The organism is Streptomyces sp. PH9007 (assembly GCF_059813725.1).
Genome location: NZ_CM187440.1, coordinates 4,767,510 through 4,784,036, shown reverse-complemented (window position 1 = coordinate 4,784,036; position 16,527 = coordinate 4,767,510). Strand labels below are relative to the sequence as shown.

Sequence of the window (16,527 nt, the reverse complement as noted above, 5' to 3'; positions counted from 1 at the left end):
CGCCCGGCGCGGGACGATGACCGCGACGGCCTCCGTCCCCGGTCGTAGGACCAAAAACCCGCTGGGAAGTGTCAGTGGCTAAACGTAGGCTCGGTGATGATGTCTGCCACAGCCCCCGCCCCAGCCGCCCCTGCCGCCAAGCGCTCCGTCGTCCGTTCCCTGCTGCGGCTGTGGCCGTACGTGCGGCCGGTGCGGGTGCGGGTCTTCGGCGCGGCGGCCGTGGCCATCGCGGCGGCCACCCTGGGGCTGACCATGCCGCTGATCCTCAAGTGGATCGTGGACGGCCCGGTCGCCGACGGGGACACCACCGGTGTGTGGCTTGGCGGCACCGTCCTGCTGGTGGTGGGCCTGATCGAGGCGCTGCTGTTCGGGCTGCGGCGGTGGCTGGTGGCCAGACCGCTGACCCGGGTGGAGGCCGCGCTGCGCGCCGACCTCTACCAGCACGTCCAGCGGCTGCCGGTGTCCTTCCACGACCGGTGGGCGACCGGGCAGCTGCTCTCCCGGGGCACCGGAGACCTCCAGCTGCTGCGCATGTGGCTCGCCTTCGGGCTCACCTTCCTCATCGTCAACACCGCCACCATCGTCATCGGCTGCGTCATCCTGCTCTCCCAGCAGTGGACGCTCGGCCTCGTCCTGATGGCCCCGGTGCCGGTGCTGATCATCCTGTGCATGGTCTTCGAGACCAAGTACTCGGTGGTGGCCCGCCGCGCCCAGGACCAGATGGGCGACCTCACCACCCTGGTGGAGGAGTCGATCCTCGGTATCCGGGTCATCAAGGGCTTCGGCCGGCACCGCAGCCAGGCGCAGGCGTTCCAGGCGCTCTCCCAGCGGCTGGTGGACACCGAGATCCGCAAGGCCAAGCTGCTGGCCTGGATCTGGACGTTCATCATGACGCTGCCCGAGCTGTTCATGGGCGCCATCCTGATCATCGGGGTGCTCCAGGTCGCCGACGGCGGGCTGACCGCCGGCACCCTGGTGGCGTTCATGGCCACCGCGATGGCGCTGCGCTGGCCGGTGGAGTCGATCGGTTTCCTGCTGGCCATGACCAACGACACGGCCGCCGCCACGGACCGGTTCTTCGAGGTGATGGACGTCGAGGTGCCGCCGGAGCGGGCCCGCGAGCCGCAGGCGGGCGGGGGCGCGGGGACGGACGAGGGCATCCGCTTCGAGCGGGTCGTCTTCCGCTTCCCCGACGCCCCGCCCGAGGCCCCGGCCGTGCTGGACGGCATCGACCTGCACATCCGCCCCGGCGAGACCATGGCGCTGGTCGGCGGCACCGGCAGCGGCAAGACCGCGCTGACCGCGCTGGTTCCCCGGCTGCACGAGGTGACCTCGGGGCGGATCACCCTGGACGGCACGGACGTGGCCACCCTGCCGCTGCGCGAGGTGCGCGAGCGGGTCGCGGTGGCCTTCGAGGAGCCGACCCTGTTCTCCGCCTCCGTCCGGGAGAACATCCTGATGGGCTCCCCCGACGAGGGTGGCGAGACGCCGGACGCCGAGCTGGAGCGGGCGCTGGGCATCAGCCAGGCCGGCGGCTTCGTCGGCGCGCTCCCGCAAGGCGCCGGCACCGAGGTCGGTGAGCAGGGCCTGAGCCTGTCCGGCGGCCAGCGGCAGCGCCTCGCGCTGGCCCGCGCCGTGGTCGGCCGCCCCCGCTTCCTGGTGCTGGACGACCCGCTGTCCGCCCTCGACGTGCACACCGAGGCCAAGGTGGAGGCGGCACTGCGCGAGGTGCTGGCCACCACCACCGCGCTGGTCGTCGCCCACCGGCCCTCCACCGTGCAGCTGGCCGACCGGGTCGCCCTGCTGTCCGGCGGCCGGATCACCGCCGTGGGCACCCACACCGAACTGCTGCGCGACAACGCCGAATACCGGCTGCTGATGACCGGCACGGCCCACAGCGGACCGTCCGAGCCAGAAGAGGTCACCGTCCGATGAGCACCACCACCGTCACCACCACCGAGGAGAGCCCCGGCGATCCGCGCCGGACACCGTCACCGGCCGCCCCCGACCCCATCGCCCAGGACCGGCTCCCCGCGCCCCGCACCGCGCCGCGTGAACTGCTGTTCTCGCTGCTGCGTCCGCACAAGGTGCGGGTGGCGCTGGCCGCGATCGTGCTGCTCGCCCAGCAGGCGGCGGTGCAGGGCACCCCGCTGCTGGTCGCCTACGCCATCGACCGGGGCGTTCCGGCCGTCCGCGACAACGACAACTACGGCCCGCTGATCGCGGTGGCCGTCGCGTACCTGCTGTGCGCGGTGGGCGGCGGTGCCCTTCAGCACATCTTCATCCGGATGGCGGCCCGGATCAGCCAGCGCGTCCTGCTGGATCTGCGCGGCCGGATCTACCGGCACGCGCAGGCGCTCAGCCTGGACTTCCACGACCGCTACACCTCGGGCCGCCTCATCTCCCGCGCCACCACCGATGTGCAGTCGCTGCGCGAACTCCTGGACGAGGGGCTCCAGGAGATGCTGATGGTGCTGGTGTCCGTGGTGTACATCGGCGCGCTGCTGTTCTATCTGGACCTGGGCCTGGGCGGGGCGGCGCTGCTGTCGTTCATCCCGCTGCTGTTCCTGGTGCAGAACTACCGGCGGCGTTCGGCCGAGCGGTTCAGCCGCCGCTCCACCGCGATCGCCAAGGTGATCGTGAAGTTCTCCGAGACCCTGAACGGCATCCGGCCGGTGAAGGCGTTCCGCCGCGAGTCCGTGAACGACGCCGGCTTCGCGGTGCTGAACCGGCAGCACGAGCGGGTGAACGGGGACACCATCCTGGAGATGGCGCGCTTCGTCCTGCTGTCGCGGATGATCGCGGCCACCGGGGTGGCGGCGATCGTGATGTGGGGCGCGTACCGGGTGGCGTCGGGCGACATGGAGCTGGGCGCGCTGGCGGCCGGAGCGCTGTACATCCGCCGGCTGTACGACCCGATCGACCGGTTCGCGATGATCCTGAACAACTACCAGTCGGCGACGGCCTCGCTGGAGAAGATCGCCGGGCTGCTGCACCAGCGTCCGGACGTGCCGGAGCCCGACGCGCCCCGCACCCCTGCGGAACGGCCGGCCGGACAGCCGGGGCGCGAGGTCGTCTTCGAGGGCGTGCGGTTCGCGTACCGCACGGGCGGCGAGGTGCTGCCCACCTTCGAGCTGACCCTGCCCGCCGGGCAGACCACGGCGCTGGTGGGGACCACCGGGGCCGGCAAGTCGACGCTGGCCAAGCTGCTGGCGCGGTTCTACGACCCGACCGAGGGCCGGGTGCTGCTGGACGGTACGGACCTGCGCGATCTGACCCTGGCCGAGCTGCGGCGCGGGGTGGTGATGGTGACGCAGGAGGCGTTCCTGTTCTCCGGCACCGTCGCGGAGAACATCGCCATCGGCAAGCCGGACGCCGACCGCGAGGAGATCGAGCGGGCGGCGAAGGCGATCGGCGCGCACGACTTCATCACGGCGCTGCCGGACGGCTACGACACGGATGTCCGCAAGCGGGGCGGCCGGATCTCGGCCGGGCAGCGGCAGCTGGTGGCGTTCGCGCGGGTGCTGCTGGCCGACCCCTCGGTGGTGATCCTGGACGAGGCGACCTCGTCGCTGGACATCCCGGGAGAGAAGGCGGTGCAGGACGCCATGGAGACGGTGCTGCGCGGCCGTACGGCGGTGGTGATCGCGCACCGGCTGTCGACGGTGGAGATCGCCGACCGGGTCCTGGTGATGGAGGGTGGCCGCGTCGTGGAGGACGGGAAGCCGGCCGATCTGATCGCGGGCACCGGCCGGTTCGCGGACCTGCACCGGGCCTGGCGGGACAGCCTGGCCTGAGCGGCGGCGCCCCGCCCATGCGGGACGACGGGACCGGGGCGCGAGCGACACCGCTCGCGCCCCGGTCCTTTTCGCTGTCCCGTGACGACAGGCCCTAACGCAGCAGGATGCCCGGCTCCTCCCGGGAGGCGGCGTCCGGGAGGGCGGTCAGGCCCAGTTCGGAGGCGCCGGCCAGCAGGGGGTGGCTGGGCAGCACCCGCACCGTGTAGCCGAAGGGCCCCGGGTGGCGCAGCGGCAGGTCGGCCGTGTAGGTCCAGTGGCCCTCCAGGTCGGGGCCGCCGTCCGGCTTCAGGGTGACGGGCTCGGCGTTCAGCAGCTGATCGCTCTCGTCCACCGTGCCGGTGATCGCCTGGACCTCCACCTCGGCCGGCTCCAGCTCGCCGAGCAAGACGCTGGCCCGCAGCGGCAGCGCGCCGCCCAGGACCGGGGGCTCCTCCCCGGTCTCCACGTGCTCCACGGCCACCTTGGGCCACTCCCGCTGTACGCGTGCGGCGTAGGCCGCCAGTTCCGCCGCGGCTGCCGCGTCCATCGCGCGGTGGGCGCGGGCGGCGGGCGCGTACAGCCCGGTCACGTACTCGCGCACCATCCGCTCCGCCAGCACCTTGGGCCCCAGCCGCCCCAGTGTGGCCCGGACCATCTCCAGCCAGCGGCCCCGCCCGCGCGCGTAGAAGCACGGGGCGACCTGTTCCTCCAGCAGCCGGTACAGGGCCGCCGCCTCCACGGCGTCCCGCCGCTCGGGGTCACCGCCGCTCAGGCCGTCCGCCGTGGGGATCTCCCAGCCGAAGTCCGGGTCGCACCACTCGTCCCACCAGCCGTCGCGCACCGACAGGTTGAGGCCGCCGTTGAGCGCGGACTTCATGCCCGAGGTGCCGCACGCCTCCAGCGGGCGCAGCGGGTTGTTCAGCCAGACGTCGCAGCCCGCGTACAGGCCGCGTGCCATGGCCATGCCGTAGTCGGGGAGGTAGACGATCCGGTGGCGCACCTCGGGGTCGTCCGAGAAGCGCACCAGCTCCTGGATGAGCCGCTTGCCGCCCTCGTCCGCCGGGTGCGCCTTGCCGGCGACCACCACCTGGATGGGGCGTCCGGGGTCCAGCAGCAGTGCCTTGAAGCGTTCGGGGTCGCGCAGCATGAGCGTGAGCCGCTTGTACGAGGGGACGCGCCGTGCGAAGCCGAGCGTCAGCACGTCCGGGTCCAGGACGTCCTCGATCCAGCCCAGCTCCGACTCCCCCGCCCCGCGCTGCCGCCAGGAGTCGCGCAGCCTGGCCCGCACCTCGTGCACGAGTGTCTCGCGCAGTCCGCGCCGCACCTCCCACAGTTCGGCGTCGGTCAGCCGGGCCGGGTCCTCGACCCGGGTGAGCGCGTCGGCGGTCCAGGTGGGGGCGTGCACGCCGTTGGTGACCGAGGTGATCGGCACCTCGTCGGGGTCGAAGCCCGGCCACAGCCCGGCGAACATGTCCCGGGCCACCGCGCCGTGCAGGGTGGAGACGCCGTTGGCGCGCTGCGCCGTACGCAGTCCGAGCACGGCCATGTTGAACTGCGCCTGGTGCCCGGGTTCCGGGACGTCCGGCTCGCGGCCCAGCGCCAGCAGCGCGCCGCTGTCCAGCGTGTCCAGTTCGCCGCCGGGCCCCAGGTGCCGGGCCACCAGCTCCTCGGGGAAGCGGTCGATGCCGGCCGGCACGGGGGTGTGGGTGGTGAACACGGTGCCGGCCCGCACCATGCGGGTGGCGGCGTCGAAGCCGATGCCGAGCGCGTCGAGTTCACGGATGCGCTCGGGGCCCAGGAACCCGGCGTGGCCCTCGTTCATGTGGAAGACCTCGGGCTCGGGGTGTCCGCTGATCCGGCAGTAGGCGCGCAGCGCCCGCACGCCGCCGATGCCCAGCAGCATCTCCTGGAGCAGCCGGTGTTCGCTGCCGCCGCCGTACAGCCGGTCGGTGACATCGCGTTCGGCGGGGGCGTTGCCGTCCACGGCGGAGTCCAGGAGCAGCAGCGGGACCCGGCCGACGTCGGCCCGCCACACCCGGGCGGCGAGGGTGCGTCCGCCGGGCAGTGCGAGGGTGACGCGCACGGGGGTGCCCTCGGCGCCGGTCAGTTCGGTGAGCGGGAGTTCGCGCGGGTCCAGCACCGGGTAGCGCTCGCACTGCCAGCCGTCGGCGTCCAGGGTCTGCCGGAAGTAGCCGTGCCGGTAGAGCAGGCCGACGCCGATGACGGGGGCGCCGAGGTCGCTGGCGGCCTTGAGGTGGTCGCCGGCCAGGATGCCGAGGCCGCCCGAGTACTGGGGCAGGGCGGCGGTGATGCCGAACTCGGGTGAGAAGTAGGCGATGGAGCGGGGCAGTCCGTCCTCGGCCCGCTGGTACCAGCGGGGTTCGGTGAGGTAGTCGCGCAGGTCGCCGGCGGCGACCTCCAGGCGGCGTACGAAGCCCCGGTCGGCGGCGAGCGCGGCGAGCCGGTCGGCGGTGACGGTGGCCAGCAGCCGCACCGGGTCGGCGCCGGACCGCCGCCAGCCGTCCGGGTCCACGGATCTCAGCAGCTCACGGGTGTCGGGGTGCCAGGACCAGCGCAGATTGAACGCCAGTTCCCGCAGTGGTCGCAGCGGCTCGGGGAGGACGGCTGTCACGGAGAAACGACGGATGGCCTTCACAGCATCCGACGGTATCCGGGCACCGGGGGTGGTAGCGGTGGTTTCCGGCGCAAGACGCAGGAAACCGTCACCAAACCACCCCCGGGGACCATCAGGACGGTACGGTCGCGGCCGGTTCGTCCTCCTCGCCGTCACCGGCGGGCGGTCCCGCCTCGACGTCGACGAGGACCGGCGGCGCCAGCTCCGAGGTCGGCCGCAGCGAGCCGTCCGCGATCTGCGCCGCGTAGTGGCAGGCCACCCGGTGGCCGTCGCCGGTGTCGGTCAGCTCGGGCCGCTCGGTGTCGCAGCGGGTCGGCTGCCGCCACGGGCAGCGGGTGTGGAAGCGGCAGCCGGTGGGCGGGTTGGCCGGGGACGGCAGGTCGCCGCGGAGCAGGATGCGTTCGCGGCGGTCCTCCACCTCCGGGTCGGGCACCGGTACCGCCGACATCAGCGCGCGGGTGTACGGGTGGCGCGGCTCGGCGTACAGCGCGTCGGAGGGCGCCTCCTCCACCAGCGCGCCCAGGTACATCACGCCGATGACGTCGGAGATGTGCCGCACCACGGCCAGGTCGTGGGCGATGACCAGATAGGTCAGGCCCAGCGACTCCTGGAGTTCCTCCAGCAGGTTGATGACCTGCGCCTGGATGGAGACGTCCAGCGCCGAGACCGGCTCGTCGCAGATGATCACATCGGGTTCCAGGACCAGGGCCCTGGCGATACCGATGCGCTGCCGCTGCCCGCCGGAGAACTCGTGCGGATAGCGGGAGAGCGCGGAGTGCGGCAGCCCGACCCTGGTGAGGATCTCCTTGATCCGCTCGCGCCGCTCGTTCCGGTCCGCGCCGATGCCGTGCGCCGCCATGCCCTCGGCGAGGATCGACTCGATGTTCTGCCGGGGGTTGAGCGAGCCCAGCGGGTCCTGGAAGACCATCTGGAGCCGGCGCCTGGCGCGCCGCATCTCCTCCTCGGGCAGCTGGGCCAGGTCCGTGCCGTCGAAGACGACGGAACCCGAGGTGATGTCGTTCAGCCGCAGCACCGCCCGGCCCAGGGTGGTCTTGCCGCAGCCCGACTCCCCCACCAGACCGTAGGTCTGACCGGCGGTCACGGACAGCGAGACGCCGTCCACCGCGTACACATGGCCCACGGTGCGGTCGAAGAGGATGCCGCGTTTGACGGGGAAGTGGACCTTCACGTCGTCGAGTTCGAGCAGGCTCACCGGTCCGCTCCTTCCTTGCCTGTCGCCGCCACGGGGTGGACGCAGCGCACCTGGTGGCCCGCGGAGTGCGGTTCGGTCAGCTGGGGGGTGCCGTTCAGGCACTGCTCGGAGTAGAAGTCGCAGCGCGGGGCGAAGGCGCAGCCGTCGCTCCAGGCGATGGTGTCGCTGATGGAGCCGCGGATCGGGTTCAGCGGCTCGCCGCGCGGCGCGTCCAGCCGCGGTATGGAGCCCAGCAGCCCGTGCGCGTACGGGTGGGTCGGCGCGGCGAACAGCGGACGGCGTTCGGCGGCCTCCACCACCTTGCCCGCGTACAGCACGTTGACCCGGTCGCACAGGCCGGCGACCACGCCCATGTCGTGCGTGATCATCAGCAGCGCGGTGCCCTGCTGGTCGACGAGTTCCTTGAGGAGTTCGAGGATCTGCGCCTGGATGGTGACGTCGAGGGCCGTCGTCGGCTCGTCCGCGATGAGCAGCTGCGGCGCGCAGGCGACGGCCATGGCGATCAGCGCGCGCTGCCGCATCCCGCCGGACAGCTGGTGCGGGTACTCCTTGAGCCGCCGGGTCGGGTCGGGGATGCCGACCCGCTCCAGCAGGGCGGCGGCCTCCTTGCGGGCGGCCTCGCCGCGCAGCCCGCGGTGCCGGGTGAGGATCTCGGTGACCTGGAGCCCGATCGGGATGACCGGGTTGAGGGAGGACAGCGGGTCCTGGAAGATCATCGCCAGCTTGCTGCCGCGCAGATCGCGCAGTTGCTCACGCCGCAGGCCCAGCAGGTCGGTGCCCTCGAAGGCGGCACGGCCGCCCACGGTGACGCCCTTCTTGGGCAGCAGGCCCATCAGGGCGAGCGAGGTGACGCTCTTCCCGCAGCCCGACTCGCCGACCAGGCCGGTGACCTGGCCGCGCGCCACGTCGAAGGAGACCCCGGAGACCGCGCGGACGTCGGTGCGGCCCCGGCCGGTGAAGGTGACCGTGAGGTCCTCCACGCTCAGCAGTGGTGGTTCCGGTGGCATGCTCATCAGCTCCGCAGTTTCGGGTCGAGGGCTTCGCGCATCGCCTCGCCCAGCAGGGTGAAGCCCAGTGCGGTGATGATGATGCCGAGCGCCGGGTAGAGCGCCATCATCGGCGCGTGGTCGAAGTACGGCTGGGCCTGCACGAGCATGACGCCCCATTCGGGCTGGGCGGCGTCCGGGTTGCCCAGACCGAGGTAGGACAGGGCGGCGGCCTCGATGATGGCGGTGGCCAGCGCGAGGGTGGACTGCACGATGACCGGGCCCAGCGAGTTGGGCAGCACGTGCGCGGTGACGATGCGCCGGCGGCGTACGCCCAGGGAGCGGGCGGCCAGCACGTAGTCGGAGTTGGACTGCGCGAGCATGGAGCCGCGCAGCAGCCGGGCGAAGATCGGGATCTGCGCCACCCCGACCGCGATCATCACCGTGGTCAGCGACTGGCCCAGGATGGCCGCGATGCTGACGGCCAGCAGCAGCGAGGGCAGCGCGAGCACCATGTCGATGAAGCGCATCACGGCGGTGTCGATGCGCCGGCCGATCTTGCCGCCGAAAGCGAGCGCGGCGCCGGACAGGCCGCCGATCAGCGCGCCGGCGGTGAAGCCGAGAAGGGTGGCGACGATGCCGACGAGCAGCGTCTGGCGGGCGCCGACCAGCATCCGGGAGAACTGGTCGCGGCCCAGGTGGTCCAGGCCCAGCCAGTTCTCGGAGCGGGAGCCGACGAAGATGTTCTGGTTGAGGAACACCTCGCCGCGCCACTGCAGGATCGGGTTGTGCGGGGCGATCCAGGGGCCGATGATCGCCAGCACGATGAAGACGGCGATGATGACGCCGCCGATCAGGGCCATCTTGGAGGAACGCAGCCGGCGCAGCGCCTCGGTCCACAGGCTGGCGCCGGCGGTGGACTCGCGCTGGGCGGTCAGCTCGGCGAGCCGGTCGATTTTTGTGGTCTTGGTACTCATCAGTGCACCCGCACCCTCGGGTCGATCAGGCTGTACGCCAGGTCCACCAGCAGATTGATGACGACATAGAGCAGTGCGATGAACATGATGAAGCCCATGAGCACGGGATAGTCACGGCCGTCGATGGCGGTGCGCAGGAAGTTTCCGATGCCGTTGAAGGCGAAGACGGATTCGGTGAGCACGGCGCCGGACAGCAGTTGTCCGGTGAGCAGGCCGATGGTGGTGACGACCGGCAGCAGGGCGTTGCGCAGCACGTGCCGGGCGCGGACGACCTGCCGCTTGAGGCCCTTGGACTCGGCGGTGCGCACGTAGTCCTCGCTGAGCACCTCCAGGACGGAGGCGCGGGTCATCCGCACGATGATCGCCAGCGGGATGGAGGCCAGCGCCAGCGAGGGCAGGATCAGGTGGGTGATCGCGTCCCAGGAGGCGTCGAACTCGCCGGTGAGTATCCCGTCCAGGATGCGGAATCCGGTGACCTCGGTGGCGTTGATGTCGTTGGATTGCCGTCCCACGCTGGGCAGCCAGCCGAGGTTGACGGCGAAGACGGCCTTCAGGAGAAAGGCGAGGAAGAAGACGGGGATGCAGATGCCCAGCAGGGAGCCGGAGACCGCGCCGACGTCCAGCCAGGTGCCGCGGCGGGCGGCGGCCAGGTAGCCCAGCGGGATGCCGACGATGACGGCGATGAGCAGGGCGGTCAGGCCGAGTTCGACGGTGGCCGGGAAGCGGGTGGTGAACTCCTCCCACACCGGGCGGCCGGTCTGGACGGAGGTTCCGAGGTCGAGGGAGACGAGACGGCGCAGGAACCGGCCGTACTGCACCAGCACGGGCTGGTCCAGGCCGAGGGCGGCCTCGATCTGCCGGCGGTCGGCCTCGGTGGCGCGCTCGCCCAGCAGGGCGGCGGTGGGGCCGCCCGGCAGGCGGTTGAGCCACAGGAAGAGCAGCACCGACAGGCCCGCCAGCGTGGGTATCAGCTGGAGGAGCCGGCGCACGATGAGACGCAACACCTTGAGGTCAACGCCCCTTTCTTGCTTGTCGGACCACACCGCCGCCCGGCCACGGGTGATGACGCGTGGCCGGGCGGCGGGAGGAACCGGCTGTCGGGTCCCCTACTTGAAGGACGCTTCGGAGAATTTCTCCTGCGTCAGCGGGGAGACGGTGGGCGGGTTGACATCGGCCGAGAAGGCGATCGACGGCGGGGAGGAGGAGATCGGCACGCCGGGCAGGAAGTCCATCACGAACTCGTTGGCCTCCTCGTACAGGGCGGTGCGGGCCTCGACGTCCGGCTCGGTGGAGGCGCGCTCCAGCAGGTCGAAGAGGTCCTGGTTCTCGAAGCCCCACTCCTTCTGGTACCCGGCGAACCAGGTGCCCAGGAAGTTGTAGCCGTCGTTGAAGTCGCCGGTCCAGCCGAGCAGGTACAGGTTGCAGCCGCCGTCACGGGTGACCTCGGTGTAGTCCGGGTTCCACTTGAGGGCCTTGGGCTGAACGGTGATCCCCACGGCCTCCAGGTCGGCGCGCAGCAGCTCGTACAGGTCGGCCGGGGACGGCATGTACGGGCGGGTGACCTCGGTCGGGTAGCAGAAGGTGAAGGTCAGGTCCTCCTCGCCGGAGTCAGCGAGCAACTGCTGGGCCAGCTCGGGGTCGTAGTCGTAGGTGGTGACGTTCTGCGAGTAGCCCTCGACGGTGTCGGGCATGAACTGGGTCGCCACCACGCCGCCCTCGGGCAGCTGGCTGTCGACGAGGTTCTGCCGGTCCAGGGCGTGCGCCACGGCGGTGCGCACGTCGGGGTTCTCCAGCGCCGGGTGGCTGTCCTGGGTGAACGCCAGGTAGAAGATGTTGAAGACGTCGCGGGTCGGGACCTGGAACCCGGCGTCGGAGAGGGTCTTCACATCGGCGGGCGCGACCAGGTCGTAGCCGTGGATGTCACCGCTCTGCAGCGCCTGGCGGCGGGCGGATTCCTCGGGGATGGTCTGGAAGACGAGCTTCTCGACGCCCGCCTTGTCGCCCCAGTAGTCGTCGAAGCGCTCGAGGGTGACCTCGCCGTTGCCCTTGTTCCAGCCGGTGGCCTGGAAGGGGCCGGAGCCCACGACGGTGCCGGCCTCCTGGCTGTAGCCGGGGAAGGTGATGGCGTCGCCCTCACCGCTGGCCTCGTCGGCGGCGTACGCCTCCAGGGCCGGGCCGGAGTGGATGCCGAACGCGGCGAGCGAGAAGCCGCCGGGGTAGTTGGCGGAGGGCTCGGCGACCTCGATGACGGCCGTCAGGTCATCGGGGGCGGTGCAGCCGACGTAGTTCGGGTCCGGCGTCTCCTCGTTCTCGTTGTTCGCGAACCCACCGAAAATCGTCTGCCAGTAATAGGACAGTGTGGTGTTCTGGTAGGTGCCGGTCCAGTTGTACCAGCGGTCGAAGTTCGCGCAGACGACCTCACCCGTCAGGTCGGAACCGTCGTGGAACGTCACTCCGTCACGGAGGTTGAACGTCCACTCGGTGCCGGCGTCGTTGCTTTCCCACGTGTCGGCGAGGCCGCCCTCCATCTCGGAGGTGCCCGACTTGTGGTCGATCAGTGTTTCGAAGACCTGCCGGGTGATCCGGAAGCTCTCTCCATCACTGGCCAGCGAGGGGTCAAGGGAGGCGGGGTCGCCCGCGGCGCCGAAGACGAAGGTCTCGGTGGAACCGGACCCCTTGGAGTCTCCGTTGTCGCGGTCGCTGGAGCAGCCGGTCGCGATCACGCTGATCGCGAAGATGGCCGCAAGCATCCGCACGGCCTTGGGTCTTGCTATGGACATCGTCCACCTCGAAGGGTCGGTGGTGGTATGGCGTTTCGGTGGAGCGCACATTACTGCGCTAGTGCATAGCTGTGAACAGTGGAATGAACGGCGATACAGAGCTGAGACTTCACGCCCACTCACCCCCACACGGGTGAACGCGCCCCGGGGGCCGCCGGACGCGAACCCCCCAGCAAGTCACGAAACATATAGAAAGGACAAAGACACGAAGAGAACAGTAAATACCCACCTCCAACGCCTATGAGGTGATTCGCAGATGATCGGTCGAATTCCCGTACTCGACGTCCAGCCGCGCATCGAATGCGGCAGACGGCCCGTCAAGGCCGTACCGGGCGAGACATTCCAGGTCAGCGCCACCGTCTTCCGGGAGGGCGCGGGCGCCGTGGGGGCGAATGTGGTGCTGCGCGACCCGGCGGGCCGCGGCGGCCCGTGGATCCCGATGCGCGAACTGGCGCCCGGCACCGACCGCTGGGGCGCGGACATCACCCCGGACGCCGAGGGCCGCTGGACATACACGGTGGAGGCGTGGGCCGACCCGGTGGCCACCTGGCGGCACGCCGCGAAGATCAAGATCCCGGCCGGCATCGACACCGAACTGACGTTGCTCGAGGGATCGGCGCTGCTGCGCGAGGCGGCGGCCGGGGTGCCCAAGAGCGAGGGCCGGGAGATCATCGCGGTGGCCGCGGACGCGCTGGCCGACACCACCCTGTCCGGCGCCGCCCGGCTGGCCGCGGCGCTGGCCCCCGAGGTCACCACGGTGCTCGGCCGGCATCCGCTGCGTGAACTGATCAGCTCGGCGCGCCCGATGCCGCTCATGGTGGAGCGCGAGCGGGCGCTGTTCGGGTCGTGGTACGAGATGTTCCCGCGCTCGGAGGGCGCGGTGGTACGCCGGCACGCGCCCCCGGTCTCGGGCACGCTGCGCGGCGCGGCCCGCCGGCTGAAGGACATCGCGGCGATGGGCTTCGACGTGGTGTACCTGCCCCCGGTGCACCCGATCGGGACGGCGTTCCGCAAGGGTGCGAACGGGGCGCTGACGGCGGGCCCCGACGATGTCGGCTGCCCGTGGGCGATCGGTTCGGGGGACGGCGGGCACGACGCGATCCATCCGGATCTGGGAACGCTGGAGGATTTCGACCACTTCGTGGCGACGGCCCGGTCGCTCGACATGGAAGTGGCCCTGGATTTCGCACTCCAGTGCAGCCCCGATCACCCGTGGGTGAAGCAGCATCCGGAATGGTTCCACAAGCGCGCCGACGGCTCGATCGCCTTCGCCGAGAACCCGCCCAAGAAGTACCAGGACATCTACCCGATCTCCTTCGAGCAGGATTTCCGCGGCCTGGTGACCGAGACGCTGCGTGTGCTGCGGTTCTGGATGGCGCACGGGGTACGCGTCTTCCGGGTGGACAATCCGCACACCAAGCCGGTGGTGTTCTGGGAGAAGGTCATCGCGGAGATCAACCGCACCGACCCGGACGTCATCTTCCTGGCCGAGGCGTTCACCCGGCCCGCGATGATGCGCACGCTGGCGCAGATCGGCTTCCAGCAGTCGTACACCTACTTCACCTGGCGCACCACCAAGGCGGAGCTCACCGAGTACCTCACCGAGCTGAGCGGCGAGTCGGCCCCGTACATGCGGCCCAATCTCTTCGTGAACACGCCCGACATCCTGCACGCCTATCTGCAGACGGGCGGGCGCGCGGCCTTCGAGATCCGCGCCGTGCTCGCCGCCACGCTCTCCCCTTCGTGGGGGATGTACGCCGGCTACGAACTGTGCGAGGGCACGGCCGCCGGTCCCGGCTCCGAGGAGTACGCGGACTCGGAGAAGTATCAGCTGCGTCCACGGGACTGGGCCGCGGCCCGTAAATCGGGCAACAACATCATCCCTTTGATCGGGGCGCTCAACCGCTTGCGCCGGGCGCATCCGGCGTTGCGCCAGTTGCGCGATCTTCACTTCCACCGCACCGACAACGAGCACATCCTGGCCTACTCCAAGCGCACCCGGACACCGCACGCCGACACCGTGCTCATCGTGGTCAACCTCGATCCGCACCACACCCACGAAGCGACGGTCTCGTTGGACATGACGGAACTCAAGGGGTGTGGTCTCACTTTCGCTCAGGAGAGTGGAGCCGAGCCCTTCCCGGTGTGCGACCAGCTCACCGGTGAGACCTATTACTGGGGCAGGGAAAATTATGTGCGGCTCGGTCCGGAGCGTGCGGACGCGCACACCCCGTCGGCGCACATTTTCGCCCTGCGACCGTCCTCACAGACCGGAGGGTCACCCAAACATGAGCGTCAATGAGCCGGTCCTCGACACATTCGAGGACACGCCAGCCCGCGACCGGGACCCTCAGTGGTTCAAGCGCGCGGTGTTCTACGAGGTCCTCGTCCGCTCCTTCCAGGACAGCAACGGGGACGGGGTCGGAGATCTCAAGGGCCTGACGTCGAAGCTCGACTATCTGCAGTGGCTCGGCGTCGACTGCCTGTGGCTGCCGCCGTTCTTCGCGTCACCCCTGCGGGACGGGGGCTACGACGTCTCCGACTACGGGGCGGTGCTTCCCGAGTTCGGCGATCTGGCGGACTTCGTGGAGTTCGTGGACGCGGCCCACAGCCGCGGCATGCGCGTCATCATCGACATGGTCATGAATCACACCAGCGATCAGCACCGCTGGTTCCAGGAGTCGCGCCGCGATCCGCAGGGCCCGTACGGCGACTACTACATGTGGGCCGACGACGACAAGGGCTATCCGGACGCCCGGATCATCTTCGTCGACACCGAGGCGTCCAACTGGACCTTCGACCCGGTGCGCAAGCAGTACTACTTCCACCGCTTCTTCTCGCACCAGCCGGATCTCAACTACGAGAATCCGGCGGTGCGCAAGGAGATGATCTCCGCCCTGCGATTCTGGCTCGACCTGGGCATCGACGGCTTCCGGCTCGACGCGGTGCCGTATCTGTACGCCGAGGAGGGCACCAACTGCGAGAACCTCCCGGCCTCGCACAACTTCCTCAAAGAGGTGCGGGCCGAGATCGACCGCGACTATCCGGACACGGTGCTGCTGGCCGAGGCCAATCAGTGGCCGGAGGACGTCGTCGACTACTTCGGCGACTACGCCAAGGGGGGCGACGAATGCCACATGGCGTTCCACTTCCCGGTGATGCCGCGCATCTTCATGGCGGTGCGCCGCGAATCGCGCTATCCGGTCTCGGAAATCCTCGCCAAGACCCCGCAGATCCCCTCCGGCTGCCAGTGGGGGATCTTTCTGCGCAACCACGACGAGCTGACCCTGGAAATGGTCACCGACGAGGAGCGCGACTACATGTACGCGGAGTACGCCAAGGACCCGCGGATGCGCGCCAACATCGGGATCCGGCGCCGGCTGGCCACCCTGCTGGACAACGACCGCAATCAGATCGAGCTGTTCACGGCGCTGCTGCTGTCCCTGCCCGGCTCACCGATCCTCTATTACGGGGACGAGATCGGGATGGGGGACAACATCTGGCTGGGCGACCGGGACGCGGTGCGCACCCCCATGCAGTGGACGCCGGACCGCAACGCCGGCTTCTCCACCTGTGACCCGGGGCGGCTCTTCCTGCCGACGATCATGGACCCGGTGCACGGGTACCAGGTCACCAATGTCGAGGCGGCGATGAGTTCACCGTCCTCGCTGCTGCACTGGACGCGGCGCATGGTGGAGATCCGCAAGCAGAATCCGGCGTTCGGTCTGGGGACGTACGCCGAACTGCCCTCGTCCAACCCCTCGGTGCTGGCCTTTCTGCGCGAGCACGGGGACGACCTGGTGCTGTGCGTGCACAACTTCTCCCGCTTCTCGCAGCCCACCGAGCTGGATCTGCGGATGTGGGAGGGGCGGCATCCGGTGGAACTCATCGGCGGGGTGCGGTTCCCCGCGATCGGCTCGCTGCCGTACCTGCTGACGCTGGCCGGGCACGGCTTCTACTGGTTCCGGCTGCGGCAGGGGACGGAGCCGATCTGAGCCGGCCGCGCGGGCGGGGGCGGTGTGCCTCCGCCCGGCGGTTCCGACCCGGTTCCGACCCGGGGCCGGCCCCGCTGCCGGCCCGGTTCTGACACCCGCACGGCTGTTCCTTTCACGTCCTTTCGCGACACGTCCCGCTCCATCCCGGCAACAAAGGCGTCA

General features: G+C 70.4%; 10 protein-coding genes. 4 read left to right on the top strand and 6 right to left on the bottom strand.

Annotated features, from left to right (window positions below):
* Positions 1–99 precede the first annotated feature (99 nt).
* The gene (locus ACTFAP_RS22175) at positions 100–1,935 is read left to right on the top strand and encodes an ABC transporter ATP-binding protein (protein ID WP_500469539.1); all 1,836 of its coding nucleotides are present in this window, start codon (positions 100–102) and stop codon (positions 1,933–1,935) included.
* A complete protein-coding gene (locus ACTFAP_RS22170) occupies positions 1,932–3,797 on the top strand; it encodes an ABC transporter ATP-binding protein (RefSeq protein WP_500467229.1) in 1,866 nt (621 codons plus the stop codon). The genes ACTFAP_RS22175 and ACTFAP_RS22170 overlap by 4 nt, the downstream gene beginning before the upstream one ends.
* A 94-nt stretch (positions 3,798–3,891) precedes the next feature.
* Here ACTFAP_RS22170 and glgP read toward each other — a convergent pair whose 3' ends face one another.
* The 6 genes from glgP to ACTFAP_RS22140 all read right to left on the bottom strand — a co-directional run bounded on the left by glgP (position 3,892) and on the right by ACTFAP_RS22140 (position 12,370).
* Positions 3,892–6,435 (bottom strand): alpha-glucan family phosphorylase, encoded by a 2,544-nt coding sequence (gene glgP, locus ACTFAP_RS22165; RefSeq protein WP_500467228.1) that lies wholly within the window; start codon positions 6,433–6,435, stop codon positions 3,892–3,894.
* Positions 6,436–6,526: 91 nt separating this feature from the next.
* Positions 6,527–7,627 carry an ABC transporter ATP-binding protein gene (locus ACTFAP_RS22160; RefSeq protein ID WP_234389663.1) on the bottom strand — a complete coding sequence of 367 codons (1,101 nt, stop codon included), beginning with the start codon at positions 7,625–7,627 and terminating at the stop codon, positions 6,527–6,529.
* Positions 7,624–8,634, bottom strand: coding sequence for an ABC transporter ATP-binding protein (locus ACTFAP_RS22155; RefSeq protein ID WP_030733713.1), 1,011 nt, complete (start codon positions 8,632–8,634; stop codon positions 7,624–7,626). Before ACTFAP_RS22155 ends, ACTFAP_RS22160 begins: the two co-directional genes overlap by 4 nt.
* Before the next feature lie 5 nt (positions 8,635–8,639).
* On the bottom strand, positions 8,640–9,590 hold the full coding sequence (locus ACTFAP_RS22150) for an ABC transporter permease (RefSeq protein ID WP_500467227.1): 951 nt from the start codon (positions 9,588–9,590) through the stop codon (positions 8,640–8,642).
* A complete protein-coding gene (locus ACTFAP_RS22145; protein WP_500467226.1) occupies positions 9,590–10,594 on the bottom strand; it encodes an ABC transporter permease in 1,005 nt (334 codons plus the stop codon). The genes ACTFAP_RS22150 and ACTFAP_RS22145 overlap by 1 nt, the downstream gene beginning before the upstream one ends.
* A gap of 102 nt (positions 10,595–10,696) precedes the next feature.
* Complete coding sequence (locus tag ACTFAP_RS22140) at positions 10,697–12,370, bottom strand: ABC transporter substrate-binding protein (protein WP_495682065.1); 1,674 nt, start codon at positions 12,368–12,370, stop codon at positions 10,697–10,699.
* Between the two features lie 256 nt (positions 12,371–12,626).
* On the opposite strand from ACTFAP_RS22140, the gene ACTFAP_RS22135 reads away from it, so the two are divergent.
* Positions 12,627–14,672 carry an alpha-1,4-glucan--maltose-1-phosphate maltosyltransferase gene (locus tag ACTFAP_RS22135; RefSeq protein ID WP_500467225.1) on the top strand — a complete coding sequence of 682 codons (2,046 nt, stop codon included), beginning with the start codon at positions 12,627–12,629 and terminating at the stop codon, positions 14,670–14,672.
* On the top strand, positions 14,659–16,365 hold the full coding sequence (gene treS, locus ACTFAP_RS22130) for a maltose alpha-D-glucosyltransferase (protein ID WP_495682063.1): 1,707 nt from the start codon (positions 14,659–14,661) through the stop codon (positions 16,363–16,365). Before ACTFAP_RS22135 ends, treS begins: the two co-directional genes overlap by 14 nt.
* Positions 16,366–16,527 lie beyond the last annotated feature (162 nt).